The 19,634-nt window shown below is 64.7% G+C and carries 20 protein-coding genes; 11 read left to right on the top strand and 9 right to left on the bottom strand.

Annotated elements, in window-relative coordinates; genetic code table 11:
* Window positions 1-107 precede the first annotated feature (107 nt).
* The 4 genes from HDG37_RS30995 to HDG37_RS30980 all read right to left on the bottom strand — a co-directional run bounded on the left by HDG37_RS30995 (window position 108) and on the right by HDG37_RS30980 (window position 5,557).
* Window positions 108-1,598: an MFS transporter gene (locus HDG37_RS30995; RefSeq protein WP_184054327.1), complete on the bottom strand. Its 1,491-nt coding sequence runs from the start codon at window positions 1,596-1,598 to the stop codon at window positions 108-110.
* Window positions 1,599-1,732: 134 nt separating this feature from the next.
* Window positions 1,733-3,688, bottom strand: a complete 1,956-nt coding sequence (locus HDG37_RS30990; protein ID WP_184054325.1) for an aconitase family protein — start codon at window positions 3,686-3,688, stop codon at window positions 1,733-1,735.
* A 133-nt stretch (window positions 3,689-3,821) separates the two neighbouring features.
* Window positions 3,822-4,724: a LysR family transcriptional regulator gene (locus HDG37_RS30985; RefSeq protein WP_184054323.1), complete on the bottom strand. Its 903-nt coding sequence runs from the start codon at window positions 4,722-4,724 to the stop codon at window positions 3,822-3,824.
* 104 nt (window positions 4,725-4,828) lie between these two features.
* A complete protein-coding gene (locus HDG37_RS30980; RefSeq protein WP_184054321.1) occupies window positions 4,829-5,557 on the bottom strand; it encodes a 2OG-Fe(II) oxygenase in 729 nt (242 codons plus the stop codon).
* A 213-nt stretch (window positions 5,558-5,770) separates the two neighbouring features.
* Between HDG37_RS30980 and HDG37_RS30975 the strand changes: the two genes are divergently transcribed.
* Window positions 5,771-6,418 (top strand): DsbA family oxidoreductase, encoded by a 648-nt coding sequence (locus HDG37_RS30975; protein WP_184054319.1) that lies wholly within the window; start codon window positions 5,771-5,773, stop codon window positions 6,416-6,418.
* 188 nt (window positions 6,419-6,606) lie between these two features.
* Here the strand turns inward: HDG37_RS30975 and HDG37_RS30970 are convergent, their stop codons facing one another.
* Window positions 6,607-6,927, bottom strand: a complete 321-nt coding sequence (locus tag HDG37_RS30970; RefSeq protein WP_184054317.1) for a pyrimidine/purine nucleoside phosphorylase — start codon at window positions 6,925-6,927, stop codon at window positions 6,607-6,609.
* Window positions 6,928-7,154: 227 nt separating this feature from the next.
* Between HDG37_RS30970 and HDG37_RS30965 the strand changes: the two genes are divergently transcribed.
* Window positions 7,155-7,697, top strand: coding sequence for a cysteine hydrolase family protein (locus HDG37_RS30965; protein WP_409260256.1), 543 nt, complete (start codon window positions 7,155-7,157; stop codon window positions 7,695-7,697).
* A gap of 55 nt (window positions 7,698-7,752) precedes the next feature.
* Window positions 7,753-8,139: a BON domain-containing protein gene (locus tag HDG37_RS30960; protein ID WP_184054313.1), complete on the top strand. Its 387-nt coding sequence runs from the start codon at window positions 7,753-7,755 to the stop codon at window positions 8,137-8,139.
* 142 nt (window positions 8,140-8,281) lie between these two features.
* Here HDG37_RS30960 and HDG37_RS30955 read toward each other — a convergent pair whose 3' ends face one another.
* A complete protein-coding gene (locus HDG37_RS30955; protein WP_184054311.1) occupies window positions 8,282-9,058 on the bottom strand; it encodes a hypothetical protein in 777 nt (258 codons plus the stop codon).
* A gap of 518 nt (window positions 9,059-9,576) precedes the next feature.
* On the opposite strand from HDG37_RS30955, the gene HDG37_RS30950 reads away from it, so the two are divergent.
* From HDG37_RS30950 to HDG37_RS30935, 4 genes are all read left to right on the top strand, one after another.
* Window positions 9,577-10,767 carry an L-dopachrome tautomerase-related protein gene (locus HDG37_RS30950; protein ID WP_184054309.1) on the top strand — a complete coding sequence of 397 codons (1,191 nt, stop codon included), beginning with the start codon at window positions 9,577-9,579 and terminating at the stop codon, window positions 10,765-10,767.
* A gap of 213 nt (window positions 10,768-10,980) precedes the next feature.
* Window positions 10,981-12,186, top strand: a complete 1,206-nt coding sequence (locus tag HDG37_RS30945; RefSeq protein ID WP_184054307.1) for a paraquat-inducible protein A — start codon at window positions 10,981-10,983, stop codon at window positions 12,184-12,186.
* A complete protein-coding gene (locus tag HDG37_RS30940) occupies window positions 12,183-13,478 on the top strand; it encodes an MlaD family protein (RefSeq protein ID WP_184054305.1) in 1,296 nt (431 codons plus the stop codon). Before HDG37_RS30945 ends, HDG37_RS30940 begins: the two co-directional genes overlap by 4 nt.
* Window positions 13,475-14,110 (top strand): membrane integrity-associated transporter subunit PqiC, encoded by a 636-nt coding sequence (locus tag HDG37_RS30935; protein WP_184054303.1) that lies wholly within the window; start codon window positions 13,475-13,477, stop codon window positions 14,108-14,110. Before HDG37_RS30940 ends, HDG37_RS30935 begins: the two co-directional genes overlap by 4 nt.
* A gap of 100 nt (window positions 14,111-14,210) precedes the next feature.
* On the opposite strand, the gene HDG37_RS30930 is transcribed toward HDG37_RS30935, so the two are convergent.
* Together HDG37_RS30930 and HDG37_RS30925 are read right to left on the bottom strand one after the other, a co-directional pair.
* On the bottom strand, window positions 14,211-14,570 hold the full coding sequence (locus tag HDG37_RS30930) for a protocatechuate 3,4-dioxygenase (protein ID WP_090806862.1): 360 nt from the start codon (window positions 14,568-14,570) through the stop codon (window positions 14,211-14,213).
* A complete protein-coding gene (locus tag HDG37_RS30925; RefSeq protein WP_184054301.1) occupies window positions 14,570-15,412 on the bottom strand; it encodes a gallate dioxygenase in 843 nt (280 codons plus the stop codon). Before HDG37_RS30925 ends, HDG37_RS30930 begins: the two co-directional genes overlap by 1 nt.
* Window positions 15,413-15,803: 391 nt before the next feature.
* On the opposite strand from HDG37_RS30925, the gene HDG37_RS30920 reads away from it, so the two are divergent.
* From HDG37_RS30920 to HDG37_RS30910, 3 genes are all read left to right on the top strand, one after another.
* Window positions 15,804-16,505: a GntR family transcriptional regulator gene (locus tag HDG37_RS30920; protein WP_184054299.1), complete on the top strand. Its 702-nt coding sequence runs from the start codon at window positions 15,804-15,806 to the stop codon at window positions 16,503-16,505.
* Window positions 16,502-17,812 carry a LysR family transcriptional regulator gene (locus HDG37_RS30915; protein ID WP_184054297.1) on the top strand — a complete coding sequence of 437 codons (1,311 nt, stop codon included), beginning with the start codon at window positions 16,502-16,504 and terminating at the stop codon, window positions 17,810-17,812. Before HDG37_RS30920 ends, HDG37_RS30915 begins: the two co-directional genes overlap by 4 nt.
* A 320-nt stretch (window positions 17,813-18,132) precedes the next feature.
* Window positions 18,133-18,729: a molybdopterin-dependent oxidoreductase gene (locus HDG37_RS30910; protein ID WP_184054295.1), complete on the top strand. Its 597-nt coding sequence runs from the start codon at window positions 18,133-18,135 to the stop codon at window positions 18,727-18,729.
* Here the strand turns inward: HDG37_RS30910 and HDG37_RS30905 are convergent.
* A complete protein-coding gene (locus tag HDG37_RS30905; RefSeq protein WP_184054359.1) occupies window positions 18,724-18,924 on the bottom strand; it encodes a hypothetical protein in 201 nt (66 codons plus the stop codon). The genes HDG37_RS30910 and HDG37_RS30905 overlap by 6 nt on opposite strands.
* A gap of 139 nt (window positions 18,925-19,063) precedes the next feature.
* Between HDG37_RS30905 and HDG37_RS30900 the strand changes: the two genes are divergently transcribed.
* Window positions 19,064-19,474: a DUF2946 domain-containing protein gene (locus tag HDG37_RS30900; RefSeq protein WP_018423374.1), complete on the top strand. Its 411-nt coding sequence runs from the start codon at window positions 19,064-19,066 to the stop codon at window positions 19,472-19,474.
* Window positions 19,475-19,634: the final 160 nt, after the last annotated feature.

Raw genomic sequence — 19,634 nt, 5'->3', positions numbered from 1 at the left:
GTCCTGGACCCCGCTTTGCAGGAAGGCCGGCGCTCTGACCGTGCATTCCATTGACGGCATAGCCAATGCGGCACATGGCGGCGGGCCGGCTAGACAGCCGGCCTTCGCTATGCGGATATCTTCTCGAGTTCGAGCCCTTTCGTCTTCGGCCCCATCAAGCCGATCGCCAGCATCACGATCAGCATCGCGCCCGCGATGAACACGAACACGCCGGTCGTGCCGAAGTAGCGCAACACGGCCGCGATCAGAAAGGCCGTGAAAATCGCGGAAAAGCGGCTCCACGAGTAGACGAAGCCGACCGCGCGCGCCCGGATGCTGGTCGGAAACAGTTCGGCCTGGTACGCGTGGTAACTGTACGAAATGATGTTGCCGGCCAGCGTCAGGCACACTCCGAGGCTCACGAGGAGCACCGCACCCGATGCCTGACTGAACCACAACCCGCACACGATATTGACGCCGGCCATCACGACGATCACCGTCTTGCGCTCGAAGCGGTCGCCGATAAACAGCCCGATGATCGGACCGAGCGGCGCGGCCAATGCGATCACGCTCGAATACATCAGGCTCGTCGTGATCGTGATGCCCTGCTTGATCAGCAGCGTCGGCACCCAGTTCGCGAAGCCATAGAAGCCGACCGTCTGGAAGATGTTGAAGATCGTCATCATCAGCGTTCGGCTGCGGTACGGCGGCACCCACATGTCGCGGAAGCTGCCGCGCGGTGGGATCGGCACCGGCGGCGCCGGCGGCGGCAACTCGCGGCCATATTCGTGACGTACCTTCGCCTCGAGCGCGTTCATCACGCGGTCGGCTTCGGCGAGACGTCCTTGCTGCGCGAGCCAACGCGGGCTTTCCGGCAATGCGCGGCGAATCCACCAGACGAATAGCGCGCCATGCGCGCCGATCAGCACGACCCAGCGCCAGCCGTCCAGACCGAACAGCGTGCGCGGCACCAGCAGAAACGATAGAAACGCGACCACCGGCACGGCCGTGAAGCCGACCGCCTGCTCACACGCGAACGCGCGGCCGCGGATCTGCTTCGGCACCAGCTCGGAGATGTACGTGCCGATCGTCACCAGTTCGACGCCGATGCCGACACCGGCGACGAAGCGCCAGAAATTGAGGCCAGTCGCGGTCTCCTGAAACGCCATCACGAGGTTCGCCGCGGTGTACCACAGCAGCGACCAGGTGAACACCGCGCGCCGCCCGAAGCGATCCGCGAGGAAACCGCACGCGATCGTGCCGATAAACAGGCCGGCAAACAGCGCGGCGATGAAACTCGCGACGCCGGTCGAGCCGAACAGGCCATGCGTGGTCGCGGTCAACATGCCGCTTTTCACGAGGCCCGGCGCGATATAGCCGGAGTACAGCAGGTCGTAGAGTTCGAAGAAGAAGCCGAGGCTCAGCAGCACCACCAGCTTCCAGACGGAGCGCGTGGCGGGCAAGCGGTCGAGGCGCGCCGAAATGCTGCCGGCGTCGAGCGATGCGTGGCCCGCCACCTGCGCGGGCGCGCTGCGCTCGGCGCTGCCGGCCGCGTCAGTGGAATGCGCCACGGTACCGCCGCTGCGCGCGACGGACCCCGCGGGATCGGGGAATGCCATGTTGTCTGTCTCCTTCTGTTGCGACTGCTTTTACCGCAGGGCTGATCGCTTACCGCGGCCGGTTCGATGCCGGCCTTGCGTCTTGTCGCGCGTCGCACGCGCCACGATGGGTCGGCCGGAGTCCGGCCAGCATTCTAGCCGTGCCCGCGTTGCAATTGTTCGAACGTGGTGATTTTCCCGGCCAGCGCACTCGCCGCGACCGTGTACGGGCTCGCGAGCCAGACGTCGCCTGGTCCCGAACGGCCGGGGAAATTGCGATTGATCGCGCTGATCGTCACGTCGTTCGGGTTGGCCGATTGTCCCGGTCCGCAGTTTGCGCACGAGCCGCAGCCAGGCATCACGAGCGTTACGCCCGCGCGCTCGAACACCGGCAGATAGCCCTGCTCCTCGCAATACGCGCGCACCGCCATCGTGCCGAATTGCAGATACAAACGCGTGCGCTCGGGCACCCGTAGGCCGTGCTCGACGCCCCAGCGCAGCACCTCGTGATAGAAATCGAAGTCCTCGCGCTTGCCCGCGGTGCACGAGCCGCCATACGCGATATCGATCGCGACGTCCTGTTCGAGCCGCGGCGCCGGCACGCCGTTGCCGGGGTCGCCCGGACGCGCGAGCATCGGTTCGATCGCGTTCGCATCGATATGGATCGTGTCGCGATAGGTCGCGTCCGCGTCGCTTTTCATCCAGCCTTCCAGCACCAAATCGACGCCGCGCCGCTCCTTCAGGAACGCGACCGTGCGCTCGTCCGGTTCGACGATGCCGGTGAAGCCGCCGAGTTCCGCGACCATGTTGGTCAGCGTCGCACGTTCGTCGATCGACATCGCGCGCACCGCCGCGCCGCCGTATTCGAACACGAGGCCGATCGCGCCGCCCGAGCGAATCGCCTCCATCCGCAGCAGATGCAGCACGACGTCCTTCGCGGTCACGCCGTCGCGCAACTGGCCGTCGATCTCGATGCGCAGCGTCTCCGGCACTTTGCAGCGCACGTAGCCCGTGACCCAGCTATTGGCGATTTCGGTCGCGCCCGCGCCAAATGCGAGGCAGCCGAGCGCGCCCGAATGCGGCGTGTGCGAATCGGTACCGCATGCTACCTGGCCCGGCAGCGCGTATTGCTCGGCCATCAACGCATGACAGATGCCCTCGGAGCCGGGCACACCATCGAGCGCACCGTGCGAGCGCACCGGGTAGTCGCGCGAAAACGTCGTGTGGCCTTCCATCAGATTCGCGACGCCCGGCAACAGACCGTCGCGCACGTGAGGGATGCTCTGCGGCGCGAGCACCAGATGATCCTGGAACGCGATGATGTGATCCGGCGCATGCAGCGGCGCGGGCTTGCCGAACGCCCGATGCATCAGATGCGCGCACATGCCGGTGAAATAGTCGTGGCTGAAGCGCCAGTCGGCGGCGATGAACACGCCGTCGCCGCGCTGCGCGCTCGCGGTGCCCGGATGCAGATGACGGTCGATGATCTTCTCGACCAGCGTTTTCGGCTCGGCGCCCGGCGCCTCGTTCGGGGCATCGCTCGCGCGGCCGCCCGGCGCGGGCCACTCCGCGAACCGGCTATACGCGAGCAGCCCGCCGCTGCGGATGATCTGCTGCGCGAGCGAGTCGCGGCCTTTGAGGAATTCGTCGATCGGCACCGCTTCGCCTGCGAGCAGGCGATCGAGCACGGAAAAATCGATCGTGGTCAGAATGCCGATGTTGTCGCAGTTCTGCTGATAGATACGCTCGAAGCTCTCGGCAACGATCAGGCGAATCCCTGCGGACAACTCCGCGAGCGGGCTCGATTCGCGCGACGAGCCCTTGCCGTAGCGCCTGCCGGCCACCGTCACGCGAAAGCCGCCGTCCTTCACCGCATTGCGGCCGATCGGCACACGCTCGCCGGCCTTGAAGCCGACGTACGGGTACTGGCCGAGGCGCTCGTCGTAGGTGAGCATTACGGTGACGGGCGTGATCTCGTCCGTCGACACGTTGTCGCGCAACGGCCCCGCCGTGTCGCGAGTGAAGTTTTCGCCGGCCAGTTGCGCCTCGATCACGGCCGGGTCTTGCGACAGGTACAGCACGCGGCCGTCCAAACGAATCGTATCGCTCATCACTGCATTCTCCTTGCGCTCACTATACGGTGCGCAAGGCGGATGCCGAAGTGCCGGTGCGGCAACGCTGCCGTCTCGTTTCGCGAATGCTCGATGGCGGAGCCGCGGCGCGGAGTGCGGGTGGTGGAATCGTCTAGGGCGGATTGCCGAGGAACGACACCAGCGCGGCCGCGCTCGCGCTCAACTGCTCGCGCGCCTTGAAGATGATGATCAGATGACGCTCCGCCCACGCATCGGCAAGCGGCAGCAGCCGCACGTCGAGCGTGTTCACGTAGAGCAGGCCGACCGGCTCGGGCACGATCGCGATGCCGAGCCCCGCATGCACCATCCGGCACAGCGCATCGAGACTGCTCACGCGCATCCGCACGTCGAGCTGCCGGCCCGCGCTCGCCGCCTGCTGCGCGAGCAAACGCGTGAGCGCGCTTTCGCTGCGCAAGCCGACGAAGCTGTCGTGCAACAGATCGTCGAAGTTCACCCGCGCTGCGCTGGCGAGCCGATGCCCACCCGGCACGAGCACCGCGAGCCGGTCCTGCCGGTACGGCATCTGCCCGAACGCCTCGCTGCCAGCAACCGGATTGCAGATGCCGAAGTCCGCGCCGTGTTCGTCGACGATACGCAGCACGTCCGCGCTGTTTTCTTCTTCGAGTTCGATCGCTACATCCGGGAACGCGCGGCCGAACGCGGCCACGTCTTCAGGCAGAAACTGCACGATCGACGACAGATTCGCGACCACCCTCACGCGCCCTTTGACGCCCGTCGAAAAGCGCGACAACTCCGCGCTCATCTGCTCGATATTGCCGATGATCGCGAGCGCGTAGCGCAGCACGGTCTCGCCGACCGGCGTCACGGTAATGCCGCGCGACTGGCGTTGAATCACCGGCAGGCCGATCAGCGCCTCGATCTCGGCGATGCGCCGGCTCACCGCCGACGACGCGATGAACTCGCGCTCCGCCGCGCGCGCGATATTGCGCTCCTGGCAAACGGCGACGAACAGACGCAGCGAAGTCAGATCGAGTTTCTTGAGCAGGTTTTCCATGGGACGAGGCGACGGATCTTACGACAATGGCGGCAGATCGCTGGAATCGTGGCCGTTATCGTCTCACGGCACGCGGTGTTGCGCCATTGCGCCGACAGCGGCCCTCACAGCGCATCATGAAAGATGATGCCGACCGTATGCCGATGTCCCGAGCGCAGGCGGCTCACGCCGTGCCGCAGATTCACGCGATACGGCCCGCGCGTACCCTGCACGGGCCGGCTGTTCACGGTGAACACGACCGCGTCGCCCTTCGCGAGCGCCACGACTTCGGCACGCGACTGCATGCGCGGACGCTGCTCGGTCATCACGAACTCGCCGCCTGTGAAGTCGCGCCCCGGCTCCGACAGCAGTACCGCAACCTGCAGCGGGAACACGTGTTCGCCGTACAGATCCTGATGCAGGCAGTTGAAATCGCCCTCGCCATATTGCAGGATCAGCGGCGTCGGACGCACCTGGCCGGCGTCATGACAGCGTCGAATGAAATCCGCATGTTTCGGCGGATAGCGCACGTCGATGCCCATCGCCATGTTCCAGCGGTTCGCGACCGGCACGAGGTGCGGATAAAGGGCACCGCGCAAGCCGCCGACGAGCGACGGCAGCGGATACGCAAAGTACTTGTATTCGCCGCGACCGAAGCCGTGGCGCGCCATGACGACGCGGCTGCGATAAAGCGCGTCGCGTGGATAGAGCGCGCTCAGCGCGTCGCATTCGCGCGGCGTCAACAGTTGCGGCACGGCGGCGCAGCCGTACTGATCGAGATCGTGTTCGATCCGCGGCCAGTCGAGTGCGTCGGCGCGTTGGTCGATCGTTTGGGTGGGAGCGATTGCGTTCATCGTCGATGAGTGGGCGGCGCGGGCTCGTCGCCCGCGCCATCAAAGTAGGTAGCTCGATGAACTTAGTGTACGAGTGTGGTGGCGGGAAAACACTCCGGGTCTTGCGGTCAAATTCAGCCGCACTGCACGGACGCACGATTCACGCTACGCTGTCGGTATCGTTGCGGCCGCACTTGCCGCCGCCGCATCGCACTTCATTCCGCCAGGACAACCATGAAACAGCAGCTCACCATCGATTTTGTTTCCGACATCGCCTGCCCGTGGTGCGCGATCGGCCTGTCGTCGCTGCAGCTCGCGCTCGCGCGGCTTCAGGACAAAATCGACGCGCGCATCGTCGTGCATCCATTCGAACTGAATCCGCAGATGGGACCGGACGGCGAAGACATCGTCGAGTATCTCGGCAAGAAATACGGCCGCACGGCCGCGCAGATCGGCGAAACGCAGGCGATGATCCGCGAACGCGGCGCGAGCGTCGGCTTCGATTTCGGTCCGCGCATCCGCACCTACAACACGTTCGACGCGCACCGCCTGCTGCATTGGGCCGGCCTGAAGGGCCACCAGTTGCCGCTGAAGCTCGCGCTATTGCGCGCGTATCATGCCGACGGCAAGAATCCGGGCAATCATGACGTGTTGGTCGAAGCGGCCCAGTCGGTAGGACTCGACGCCAACGAAGCGCGCGACGTGCTGACGAGCGGCGCGTATGCCGATGAAGTGCGCGAAGCGGAAAAGAACAATCAGGAAATGGGCATTCAATCGGTGCCGTCGATCATTTTCAACCGCCGCTATCTGGTGACCGGCGGCCAGCCGGTCGAGCAATTCGTGCAGGTGATCGAGGAGATCGTGGCGAAAGAGACAGCGTAAGGTTCATCGTCGAAGCGAAGCGTAATGGACCGCCCATTCTGAGCACCTGGCTCACGCATGCACTCGCGAATGCTTGCGTGTTGTCTCTTCAACACATCTGAGCAAAGATAGCCTGGGTCCATTGTCCAAGCCGTCCCGGCTGCTTGCAACAGGTCGTTCTCATCCCACTGCACGCGCCTTAGAGCCGCTTACAGATAGCTGCAAACGTAGTCCAGCGTTTCAACCACATCGATATCGAAGCGGCTCTTGCCAGGCACCGAGAACGATTCGCCCGCGCCATAGGTCTTCCACTCATCGCTGCCGTCGAGACGGATGCGGCATTTGCCCGCCTGCACTTCCATCAGCTCCGGCGCGTCGGTGCCGAAGTTCAGCGTGCCGGGCAGGATCACGCCGAGCGTCTTGCGCGCGCCGTCGGCGAACAGCACGGTGTGCGACACGCACTTGCCGTCGAAGTACACGTTGGCTCGTTTGACAACAGAAACCTGGTCGAATTGCGTTGCAGCCGTCATGGCGGTCTTCCTCTGGATCATCGTGAAGGGATGCGTTGCGGCCCGGTGGGCGCGGCAGACGCCGCGATCCGCGCAAGCCGCCCGCGCAGGGCCCCTGCCGGGCGCGAGCCCGCCATCATACATGCCTATTGATGGCGGCAATACGGTAAAGTCAGCCAGAACCATATCGACACCTACACAGACTCATTCGCCCCATGCGCTCTCCCGCTCCTTCCGCCGGCGCCGTATTGTTGTTGATCGATCTGCAACGCGCGATCGATCATCCGAGCTGGGGCGAGCGCAACAATCCCGCAGCCGAGACGCAGGTGAGCCGCTTGCTCGCGCATTGGCGTAGCCGAGGCTGGCCGGTGTGGCATGTGCGGCACGACTCGACGGAGCCTGGGTCGCACTATCGGCCGGGTCAGGCGGGACACGAATTCAAGGCGTCGAACGTGCCGTTGCCCGACGAACCGGTGATTGCGAAACGCACGAATAACGCGTTCATCGGCACGGGACTCGAGGACCGCCTGCGCGCCGCCGGCCACACGACGCTGGTCGTGGCGGGTGTCATCACCAACAACTCGGTCGAGGCCACGGTGCGGATGGCCGGCAACCTCGGTTTCGATACGTGTCTCGTGGCCGACGGCTGTTTCACTTTTGCACGGACCGACTGGCACGGAACGCCGCGCAGTGCCGACGACGTTCATGCGATGTCACTCGCCAATCTCGATCACGAGTACTGCACGGTCGTCACGACGGACGCGCTATTGGGCAACGGGCAACCGCAATAACCGCAGCGTCGATCTGCTGCGCGGCGAGCGACAATCAGGTGGGACAGGAGGACTTGTGAGAAAAGACAGCGCGAGCGCCCTGATTGGCGCCATTGCCGCGGCAGCGATTGCGATCGGCACTGCGACCTGTCCGAATGCGCAAACCAGTGGCGGCATACCGAACGATGCTTCCGCGCAAAGCCAATCCATCGCGGCATCGCCGGCTCGCAACAGACCCGATAGCGAACTCGCGCGCGACGTGCGCCGCGCGCTCGCACGCACACCGAACCTGCATTCAACGTCGATTCACGTGCAGGCGCGCCGCGGTATCGTGACGCTGACCGGTTGGGTACCGCAGCGCGCTCAGGTGCAACGCGCGGGCAGTGTCGCGAGATCGGTGCGCGAAGTCAGACAGGTGAATAACCATCTGAATGTGCGCACGAGAGGTGCCAGCGGTCACTAGCGCAAAACGAATAAAAGAAAGTACTCAGCCCGCCACGAATGCGGCGGGCTGAGTACTTTCTATCGGCCAATCAATCGATGCGTGCGAGTATTCGCCGCGGCGTTCCATTGCTGCGCAACGCCGCCACGACTCGCGCAATACCTCAACGCCACATACGATAGCTGTAGACCGGCGCGCGATACGCATACACGCGCGGCTGCGCCCAATAGACCGGCGGACGATAAGCCTGATAAGCGACAGGCGCGACCGGTTGAACCACCGTTTCCACGACCTGCGGCATTTCATCGTATTGCGCCTGCGGATAAACCGGCACGTACTGCACGGGCGGCTGAGGATAGTCCTGCCGCACGTATACCGGCTGGTTGTCGTAGACCGGCTGCATCTGCGCGTAGGCCGGAGCCTGCTGGTATTGCATTGGCGGCGGCGCGTATTGCGGCTGCTGGTACACCTGCTGATATTGCTGTTGCGGCGGCGGTTGCGGCACCTGACGCTGCGCGTATTGGACCGGCCGCGGCTTCTGAGGCTGCGGCGGAATACTCGTGTACTTCGAGTTATCGTCTTCGGGAACGCCCGGCGGCAGCGGCGGCACGTCGACCCGCGCGACGTCGGTCCTGGCGGGTTGCCGCTGACCGTGATTGTGCGAGTCGATCATTGCCTGATAATCAGCCTGATCCTGCTTGCCGCGGTTGATATAGCCATTGCGATACGCGCGGGCCACGTCCGACATCTTCGCATTCGGATCTTCTTTCATGCCGTCCGCATTGACCTTGTACTCGTTCGGACTGAGCGAGCCGGCCGGCACCTCGTCGACGGACGCATACGCCGCTTCGGGTCCGTCGGCCCACGCTGGATAACACTGCAGCGTTAGCACCGAAGCGACCGTCGTCACCCCGAGCCCCCAAAGCGTCGTTGTTCTCATGATCCACCTCGCGGCCGATTAAGAGTATTGAAAGCCGAATTTTTTACTTGCAGGTGTGGCTATTTGTCTGCGCGTGCAATTGTTATTTTTTAGCACATTCCTTTGACGTCGGCATTATTTTTTCTTTGCAAATGAGCGGTGTAGCGCACGAGTGACACGGCGGGTCCAAAGGCGAGCCAGGAGAAACCCTGAGAGTCAGAGTTGCCGAAATGGACCGCCTGGTACGGCGGTTCCGCACGCCGCCGCGGAGCGATTCTTTTCGCCCTGAATGACGTAGTAGCAACGCGGCCTTTCAGCGCGCCATGTCGTATCAAGCGCTACGCGACAACTCGGCTTTCCCTATTGCGCGCATTACCGTTCTCTGCTCGCGCGAAGGTCAAACAATTCGCATAAAGGAGGGTCCGCAATTCACGTTGAATACCTTCCGAAAGATTCGCGGATTACGATTCACTTTATCTTTGCACGCGGCATTCGCTTTGCTGAATACGGACATTTCCGTCCTGTCCCGGAGGCAGCCCATGAAAGACACCGCCACGCCAACCGCCGCGGATCGGGTTCCACTGACCGCCGCGCCTGCATCGAGCGCCGGTGACGACGGCTCGCTGCCGCATCTGCGCGAGATTGCGTCGTTCGGGCACCAGGTGACCGGCGTCGCCGTCGCCGCGGACGGACGCATCTTCGTCAACTTCCCGCGCTGGACAGAAGACGCGCCGATCTCCGTCGGCGTACTCACGCCCGATGGCGACGTCCGTCCTTATCCCGACGATCGATGGAACGGCTGGCGCAATGCCAGGCGCGACGAGTTGAACCCGCAGGATCGCTGGGTCTGCGTGCAGGCGATGCTGTGCGATTCCCAAAACAACCTGTGGGTACTCGACCCCGGCGCGCCGGCCCAGGCGTTCGTCGTGCCGGGTGCCCCTAAACTGGTCCGCATCGATCTTGCGACGGATAGCGTCGTCGGCTGCATTGCGTTCACGCTCGAAATCGCGCCTCAGGGCAGCTATCTGAACGACGTGCGCATCAGTCCCGACGGCCGTTTCGCCTACATCACGGACTCTGGAACACGCGGCGCGATCGTGGTGGTCGATCTCGGCACCGGTCAAGCGCGCCGCGTGCTCGACGGGCACCCGTCGACGCAAACGGATCCGGGCGTCACGGTCCATGCAGGCGGCGCACCATTGCGGCGTCCCGATGGACGCGGCGTCGAATTGGCGGCCGACGGCATCGCGCTCACTCGCGATGGACTGTATCTGTACTGGCAGGCGGTGAAGGGCAAAACGCTTTACCGCGTGCCCACCGAAGCGCTTCGCGATACCACGCTCGCGACCGATGAAGTCGGCAACCGCGTCGAGAAAGTGCTCGAGCATCGCCCCGCCGACGGGCTGCACATCGACCGGACGGGACGCCTGCTGATTACCGCGGTCGAAGAACACGCGGTGAAGGTATGGGACGGCGCGACATTGACGACGTTGCTGCACGAGCCCGGCCTGCGATGGCCGGATACGTTCGCGGAAGGGCCGGACGGCACGATCTACCTGACCGATTCACGCATTCCCGAGATGAACTGGTTCAAGCCGGGCCATCCCGACGCGCTGTCCTCGAGGTTGCTGATCATTGCCGACGCCGCTCCGTCAGCGGCGCCGGACACCAAACCGGGCACGCCGCCCGGCTCGCAAAGCGAAGCGGATCGGAACCGCTCACCCGACTGACGCCACACCGCAGCCGCCGTTCGTCCGTGCTGGCCGGCGCGGCGCGGCCGGCCGGGAACGCGCCATGCTAGTGGAGGACAAGAGCTGGCGCGCGCCAGCGCGTCTGCCGTACATTCACGCGCCAAACGGCGCCAGGGGTCGAGGGATGATCGGCGAAACCTCATTCGCAACGCGCTGCCCGCCTGAAAACGGACAGCCGATGGAGAACGTCGCATGACGATCGGCTGCCCCGAATGCGGCGCCCTCGAAGACATCCCGCCGCTCACCGCCCATACCTACGCGCGTTGCCGCGCCTGTCACTTTCCGCTCGAGCGGCGTAGCGGCCGAAGCCAGACCGCGGCGCTCGCCTGCGCGAGCGCGACCTTCGTATTGCTGTTTCCGGCCAACCTCGCGCCCCTGATGTATGTCCACATGCTCGGCGTCGAACGCTCATCACTGCTGTCGTCGGGCATCGTGGAGATGTGGAACGATGGCTGGTTCATTCTCGCGGTACTGCTCGGCACCTTCGGTATCGTGCTGCCATTCATCCGCTTTGGCGGCCTCGTGATCGTCCTCGCCGCACTGCGGCTCGGCCGGCGTACCAGAGGAATCGGTGTGCTGTTTCGCTGGACCACCTCGCTCGATATCTGGACCATGCCCGATGTCTATCTGGTCGGCTGCTTCGTCGGTTACGCGCGCGTGACGCAGAATCTGACCGGCACGATCGCCCCCGGCGGCTACTGCTTCATCGCCGCGGCGCTGCTGTCGATGCTCACGCGCGCGTCGCTCGACCGGAGAACCGTATGGCGCGCGATCGCCGCGGAAAACGAGTTGCCGGAACATGAAGCGCCGCTGTCCTGCACGGTTTGCGATCTGGTCGTGCCGATGTCGCAGGAGGGGCGTCCGTGCCCTCGCTGCGGACTGACGTTGCGCGCTCGCAAAACCGACGCCGTCGTGCGCGCGGCTGCGCTGTCGCTCGCCGCGCTCGTTCTGACGATCCCGGCCAACCTCTTTCCGATGACCACTTCGATGCAACTCGGGCGGACCCACTCAACCCGGATCATCGACGGCGTCTACCAGCTGTTTCACGCTGGCCTGTGGCCGATCGGCATTCTGATCATCTGTACGAGCATCGTCATTCCGGTGGCGAAGATTCTCGGCATGGCATGGTTCGTGGTCTCCGTTCGGCGCCGTTCGCGCCGGCATCTGCGGGTCAAGGCGCATCTGTACCGCCTGATCGACGAACTCGGCCGATGGTCGTACGTCGACGTGTTCACGATCGCCGCGTTCGTGCCGCTGATCCGGTTCGACGGCATCGCCGCGGCCAGACCCGCCATCGGCGCCACCGCGTTCGCGCTGGTCGTGTTGCTGACGATGGCCGCTTCGCACGCCTTCGACCCGCGCCTGATGTGGGACGTCCACCCGCGGAGCAAGCGATGAGCGGCACGCGTCCCCGTCGTTCGCAAGCCCAGGTGCGGCGCAGCGCGTGGCCCGGCTGGATCTGGGCGGTGCCGGTCGCAGCCTTCGCGATGGCCGGATGGCTCGGCGTTCGCGCGTTGATGCATCACGGCGAGACGGTCACGGTAACCTTCGACAACGCGTACGGCATGAAGCCCGACGACACGATCGTCACGCTGCGCGGCGTGAAGGTCGGCGCCGTCTCGGAGATCACGCTCGCGCCCGATGGCCAACACGTGAAGGCCGAGCTCAAGATAGATCGCGCCGAAAAAAAGTATCTGCGCAGCGAGACCAGGTTTTTCCTGCGCGGCGCCCACGTGGATCTCAACGATCCAGCGTCGATCAAGGCAGTGCTGACCGGCCCCGAGATCGTGATGGAACCCGGGCCCGGCGAACCGGCATCGCATTTCGACGGTGTCGATCGCCGCCCCGCGCTCGCGCCGGGGCACGGCCCGGTCGTCACCTATCTGGTGCGCTTCGACGGTGCGGTCGGCGACCTGAAGAGTGGTGCCGATGTGCAATTGCGCGGTTTCGACGTGGGCACCGTCACCAGCGTGCGCCTGAACTACGACGCACGCACGGGCGCGCTGAGCACCCCGGTGCAGATCGCGCTGAACCCGTCGCAGCTTGGCATCGTCGGCGCGCCGCCACCGGCCAACGGGGACTGGCGCCCGCTCGTCGACGGCATGCTCACCCGCCTCGTCGCCACAGGCTTGCGCGCGCGGTTGTCGCAAGATCCGCCGCTCGTCGGCGCGGACAAGATCAACCTCGACTTCGTGCAAGGCGCGCCGGTGGCGACGCTCGCCAGCGAGGACGGCCTGCCCGTCATTCCGAGTGTCGCCGCCGCGAATCTCGACACGACGATGGCCAAGGCCAACGAGGTGATCCAGAAAATCGACGATCTTCCGATCCGGCAAACCGGCGAACAGGTCCGCAGTATCGCCGCGCATATCAACGCGCTCAGTTCCTCGCCTCAGATCAAGGACAGCCTGACGCACATCGACCACTCGGTCGCGCAGATCGATCACACGTTGCAGCAGGTCTCGCCACAGATCGGCCCGCTCGTCGCGCAACTGCGCGACACCGCGAACGCGGCCGATCGCACCGTTGCCGCGGCGAACCGGACGCTAGGCGGCGACGCGTCGAGCCAGAACGACCTGCCTGCCGCCATGCAGGAGCTGACCGACACCGCACGCTCGATTCGGGCACTGGCCGACTATCTCGACCGCCATCCGGAGGCGCTGATCCATGGCAGGCAGCAGGAGGCTCAATGATGACGAGGTCCACGTTCCCCGTCGGACGCGCCGTCGCGGCATCGCTCGCGACGAGCGTCAGGACGGCGGCGTTTGTCGTAACCGTCGCGGCGATGACGCTCGCCGGATGCGGACACAGCATACCGACACGCTATGTGACGTTGAACCCGATGCCCGCCGACGCGCCGCCCGCCACGGCGCCGATCCCACCGATTCAACTGACCGCCGTGCATATTCCCGCGGTGCTCGATCGGCTCGAAGTCGTCACGCTGGCTTCGCAGAACCGGCTGACGATCGACGATAGCGACCGGTGGGGCGCACCGCTCGCTCAGATGATGCGCAAAACGCTTGCCCAGGACTTGCTCACGCGGCTGCCCGCCGGATCGTTCGTCGTTCCGGATGCACCCGCGCCGCCCGGCACGCGCACGCTGGTCGTCACCGTGCTGAATGCCACGGCCGACCCGAGCGGCACGCTGACGCTGCAAGCGGAGTGGACGCTGCTGGCCGGGCACTCGGATCAGGCGACGCTGCGGCAGCAGGTGACGCTCGACTCCGCGATCAATGGACACGATGCGCTCGCGCAGGCGGCCGCGTTGAGCCGCGTTCTCGGCGATTTGGCCGACCGGATCGCGGCGGCGGTCCTCGCGCACTGACCGACGGCGTCGAGTTCGCTGCTGCGTCGATCACGCGGTACCCTAATCGGACCTTCAAATCGGATTGCCCAGCGGACAGCATTGCCTTGATGCGCGGCCTTTAAACGGCGTCGGGTACCTGACGAGTCTTCAGAAACGCTTCGAGCGTTTCGCCGCGCATGCTCGCGTACACGCCGAGATTGGTGATCTTCACCACGCGCGCGAACTTCTCGAGCACGAAGAAAGACACCCCATAACGGATCAGACCGATCCAGTCGGTGTTGTCGACCAGCGTGCGTTCTTCCGGCGTCAGGCCGGCCGCATCGTATGAGGCGGTGCGGTTTTCGAGCCACAGCGCGCGCGCCGACGCTTCGCGCATCTGCCAGAAAAAACGGTTCAGGCGCATCGCCTTCATGCTCTGGCGGATATCGAACGGATACGTGCCGGTCAGTTCTTCGACGCCAACCAGTTGCGGATTCATTACGCCACCTCTTCTTCGTAGATCGTCACGGCCATCGCGGTGCTGGTCGCCAGGTAGTAGCTGCGATGCAGTTCGCGGACCTTCTGACCCAGCGCGCCGCGCATCGCGAGCCACATGATCGTCTCGACGCTTTCCGCGCCGCCGAGGCGCACGTAATCGACGTGCTTCATCGCGGCAAGACGCTCCGGATCGCTGACGATCAGGTCGAGGAATTCCATGTCCCATTCGGTGTTGTTGAAGCCGCTGCGTTCGCCATGCACCTGGTGCGACAGCCCGCCCGTGCCGACCACCACGACCTTCAGGTCCTGCTCGAACGATTCGATCGCGCGACGCAGCGCCTGGCCGAGCCGGTAGCAGCGATTCGCGGTGGGCAGCGGATACTGCAGCACGTTGACTTCGAGCGGCACCAGCGACAGCGGCCAGCCGCCCTGATGCGGCAGCATCAGCGACAGCGGCGAATTGACGCCGTGATCGAGCGGGCGGTCCTGGAAGACGGTCAGATCGAATTCGTCGGCGACCAGTTGCTCGACGATATGGATCGCGAGATCCGGATGCCCGGCGATGTCGGGCAGCGGACGCTTGCCGGCGCCTTCATCGGCGAACTCGTGGTTGGGCGACACGCCGAGCGCGAACGTGGGGTAGCAGTCGAAGAAGAAGCTGTTCGCGTGGTCGTTGTAGAACATCACCATCACGTCGGGCTTCTGCTCGGCCAGCCACTGCGCCACCGGTTCATAACCCTTGAACATCGGCGCCCATGCCGGTTCGTTCTGCTTGCCCTTGTCGTACGCCAACCCGATCGTGGGTACATGGGACGTGCCGATACCACCAATGATTCTTGCCATATTCGTACTCTTCCGTCACTTCGTGCTGCTGCCAATCGGATAGGTCGCCAGGTTGACCGCGCTAGTCACCACGACCGTCTTGGGATACAAAGATAGAAATTGTGCCGCGATACGGGAAGCACGGGTATACCTCAGGCAGCGCCGGATTGATGATTAAAACCCGGTATTTGCGCGCCCGGAGCGCGGATGAAGCGCGCCCCGACCCACGCCGCACGGGGCTTCCTCGGTATCCCAAGCCCCCTGCGGCAAGCCTTTCGCGACGCCTTGGCATTTCGGCACGCGATAAATAAAACAGATGGCCCGGAAAACAACTCGCAACGCGCATTTTTAAGGCTTGGAGCGGTGCTGCGCGCGTGGCTATACTGCGCTGCTTCCGACGAGCGACGAAACGATGAACGAGACCACCCAGCAGGCGATTGTGCAGACCTTACGCGAGAAGATCCTGTCGGGCGAACTGTCGCCCGGGCAGCGGCTCGTCGAAGCGCAGCTTGCGCAATGGCTCGGCGTGTCGCGCACGCCGCTGCGTTATGCGTTGAGCGTGCTGTCGTCCGAAGGCCTGCTCGATCGTTCGGGCTCGCGCGGTTACGTCGTGCGCCGCTTCGGCGTGCGCGACGTGCTCGACGCGATCGACGTGCGCGGCGTGCTCGAGGGACTCGCCGCGCGCTCGGTCGCCGAAAACGGCGTGAGCCCCGCGCTCGCCGCCGCGCTCGACGACTGCCTGCGTGAAGGCGACGCGATCTTCGAGCAAAAGCATCTGCAGGCAGGCGACGACGCGCGCTACGCGCAGATGAACGGCCGCTTTCATGCGCTGATCGTCGAAGCGGCGCAGAACCAGGCGGTCACGGCCGCGCTCAGTCTGAACGACAAGGTGCCGTTCGTGTCGCCGTTCACGATCGCGTTCGACGAATCCGCGCGCGAGCGTCAATTCTTGATGCTGATGTACGCGCATCGCCAGCATCACGCGATCGTCGACGCGCTGAAAAAAGGCGAAGGCGCGCGCGTCGATGCGTTGATGAAGGAGCACACGCAGATCTCGAAGGAAAGTCTGAATCTGTCGCTGCCGTCGTTGCATCTGATCGCGGGCGCGGCATGAGCAACGACATGCTTTCCGCCGCAACAACCAGCCAGGCGACCGCCAAAGCGCCGCTGTCGGTCAGCGGCAAGGACCTGCTCAATCTCGCGCAACTGCGCGCATTCCGGCTCGTCGCCGAGATGGGCAGCGCGACGCGCGCGGCGGCCGCGTTGTTTCGCGCGCAGTCGGCGGTCACGCGCTCCGTGCAGGAGCTCGAGTCGGCGCTCGGCGAACCGCTGTTCGATCGCGGTCCTTCGGGCATGCTGCCCACTCCGGTCGGCCGCGCGGTGCTGCATCGCTGCGAGCGGACCTTCGCTGAACTCGAAGAACTCGCCCGATGGTGTGCCGCGCGACAGACGCGCCGCCGGCCCGTCGCGGAAGGCGCATTGCCCGCGTACCTGCTCAACACGCGGCGGTTGCAACTATTCGCGGCGCTCGCGCGGCATCGGCATATGCCGAGCGCGGCAAAAACCTTCGGCATCAGCCAGCCCGCGGTGAGTACCGCGATCCGGGTACTCGAAAGCGGCTCGGGACTGAGTCTGTTTCACCGCAGCCCGCGCGGTATTCTGCTGACGGCCGAGGGCGAAACGTTCCTGCTTCACGTACGCCGCGCGCTGAACGAACTGCGCCACGTCCCTGACGATATCGCCGCATTGCACGGCAAGATTCAGGGCTCGGTGACAGTCGGCGCGTTGCCGCTCGGGCGCACGCTGATCCTGCCGAAGGCGATCGCGCGAATGACCTCGGAGAATCCGGGCGTGCGCGTGGTGACCGACGAAAGCGCCTACGAGACGCTCGTGGCCGGTCTGCGCGCGGGCGACATCGATTTCATTCTCGGCGCGCTGCGCGACAACGACGCGACAAGCGGCCTTAAAAACGAGCGGCTGATGTCGGAAGACATGGTGGTGCTGGTGCGCCGCGGTCATCCGCTGACTCACGCGCACGATCTGACCATCATGGGTCTGCGCGACGCGCAGTGGATTCTGCCGCGCAGCAACGCGCCGGCGCGTGCGCTGTTCGAAACGCAATTCAAGCGGATGAAGGTGAAGCCGCCTCTGCCGACCGTCGAGACCGCCGACCTCGCGGTAATTCGCGGCCTGCTGCTCGGTACCGACATGGCGGCGGCCTTGTCGGCGCAGCAGCTGCATCACGAAATTCAGTCCGGGCAACTGGTGGTGCTCGATGTACCGCTGCACAACACGCGGCGCGAGATCGGCCTGACCATGCGCGCGGCGGGCACGCCGTCACCGGCCGCGCGCGCATTGATCGACGCGATCCGGCTGTCGGTCGTCGATGTGACGCGCACCGTCAGTATCGGCGCGAACTGAGCACTTCCATTGATCAGGGCGACAAAGAGTTGATGTCGAGTGTGATTTTCCCGATGTACGCGAGGCTTCTTGCGTTGCGCCTGGTTCGTGCGTCCATTGGCATTGGAAAAGGACTTCGTCATAAACCTGCGAAGACGCGCACCGCATTGGACCGCCGCGCAAGGAACCGTGCCAGCTCCGGCACGAACCGCAAGCGGAAATAGCATAGCGAATGACGCGTTAATGAAGCATCGCCGTATCACCTGCGGCGACAATTCTCCGACAATAGAAGAGCGCGCAACTCACCACGCGGCGCCTCGACGACACCCGGAGAAAACGTAATGAACAAACGCCAGTTCCTGACCAGCGCCGCGTCACTGGGCGCGGCGGTCGCGCCCGCATTCGGCGCGAAGCGTGAGCACGCCGAATGCGGGCCGTCTCCAGTCGTCCTGACGATCTCCGGCGCGATCAAGCACAGCAATCGCGGCGCGCTCAATCCCGCTTTCGATCAACTGCTGGCGAAGCACCAGGTGAAGTTTTCGCAAGCGTACGGCGTCGATCTGCCGTGGCTCGCCCGCATGAAGACCGTGACGATCCATCCGACGATCGAATACGATGCGCACATGCATACGTTTAGCGGCCCGCTGCTCACCGACGTGCTCGCAAACGTCGGCGCGCCCGACGCGGGCAGCACGCAAATCGTCATGCACGCGGTCGATGGCTACGCGGTGTTGACGACGCTCGACAAGGTGCGCGAGTATCACTTCATCGTCGCGACACAAATGGACGGCAAGCCGCTGGCGCTCGGCGGCGTGGGGCCGTTATGGGCGATCTACGACGCCGACCAGATTCCCGAACTCGCGGCCAAGCCACTGAAGGACCGCTTCGAATTGTCGCCGTGGGGCCTGTATCACATGCAGCTCACAGAGGCGTCATAGCGCGCCGCCGAATCGCTCGACGCATGCCTGCCGCACGCGCTCGACCGAGCTCGCCCAGTGACCCAGCGCGAACGAACACGCACCGGCAATATTGAACGCTTCGGCCCGCTGATCGTTCGGCAAGGCGGAATCTTCGAGCGGCGGCGCGACGAGGGGCAACGCGTCGGCGAACTGCCCGGCCGAACATAGCGCCACGGCTCGCTGGTTGTCGCCTCGGCCTCAGCGCCCCGAAATAAGCGCTGTTTCACCGTCTAATCCGCCGTTATGCCCGTCATTGCGAATGAAAGGATCGCGCGGTGATGCTAGAATCGCGCCCGTCTTTTCTTCGACGATCATGACTCGACACTCGCGCAACCACCTGACCGCATGGCTTGGCCTCGTCGCCATGTGGCTCGTCGTGTTCGCGCCGCTCGTGAGTCAGTTGCTCGAATCGGGCCGCGCCCACGAGCCGATTGCCGCGCTATGTTCGGCGCTTCATCCGGCTGGTGCAAGCAATGTGAGCGATGCGAGCGTCGTCGCTCAAACCAGCCCCGCGCCCGTGCATCTGAGCCACGACGATGCATTCGGCGCCTGCGGCTACTGTCATCTGCTCGAACATCACGTCGCGATGCCGACGCTCGCCGCCGTCGAGCCGCCGGCCGCGCTGCCGCTGGCCGGCACCGCGCCGCCCACGCTGTCCACCCGCTTCACCCCGCTTGGCGCCTTCCCATCTGGACGTCCGCGCGCCCCACCTGCCGTTTCCTGATCGCTACCGGTTCTGATCGCTCCTTCGTCGCCCACATCGACGAGGCCTGCGATCGCCTGTTCAATGCATCGAGGAAACGCTCATGTTCAACTTCGCGCTGCGAAGGCTCTCCTATTGCGTCCGTCGTGACGCTGTCTTTTCCGCTCATCGCGCGGTTCGT

The sequence above is a fragment of the Paraburkholderia sp. MM5384-R2 genome, from assembly GCF_014201025.1.
GTDB lineage: Bacteria > Pseudomonadota > Gammaproteobacteria > Burkholderiales > Burkholderiaceae > Paraburkholderia > Paraburkholderia tuberum.
This window is presented reverse-complemented; position numbering and strand designations above follow the sequence as displayed.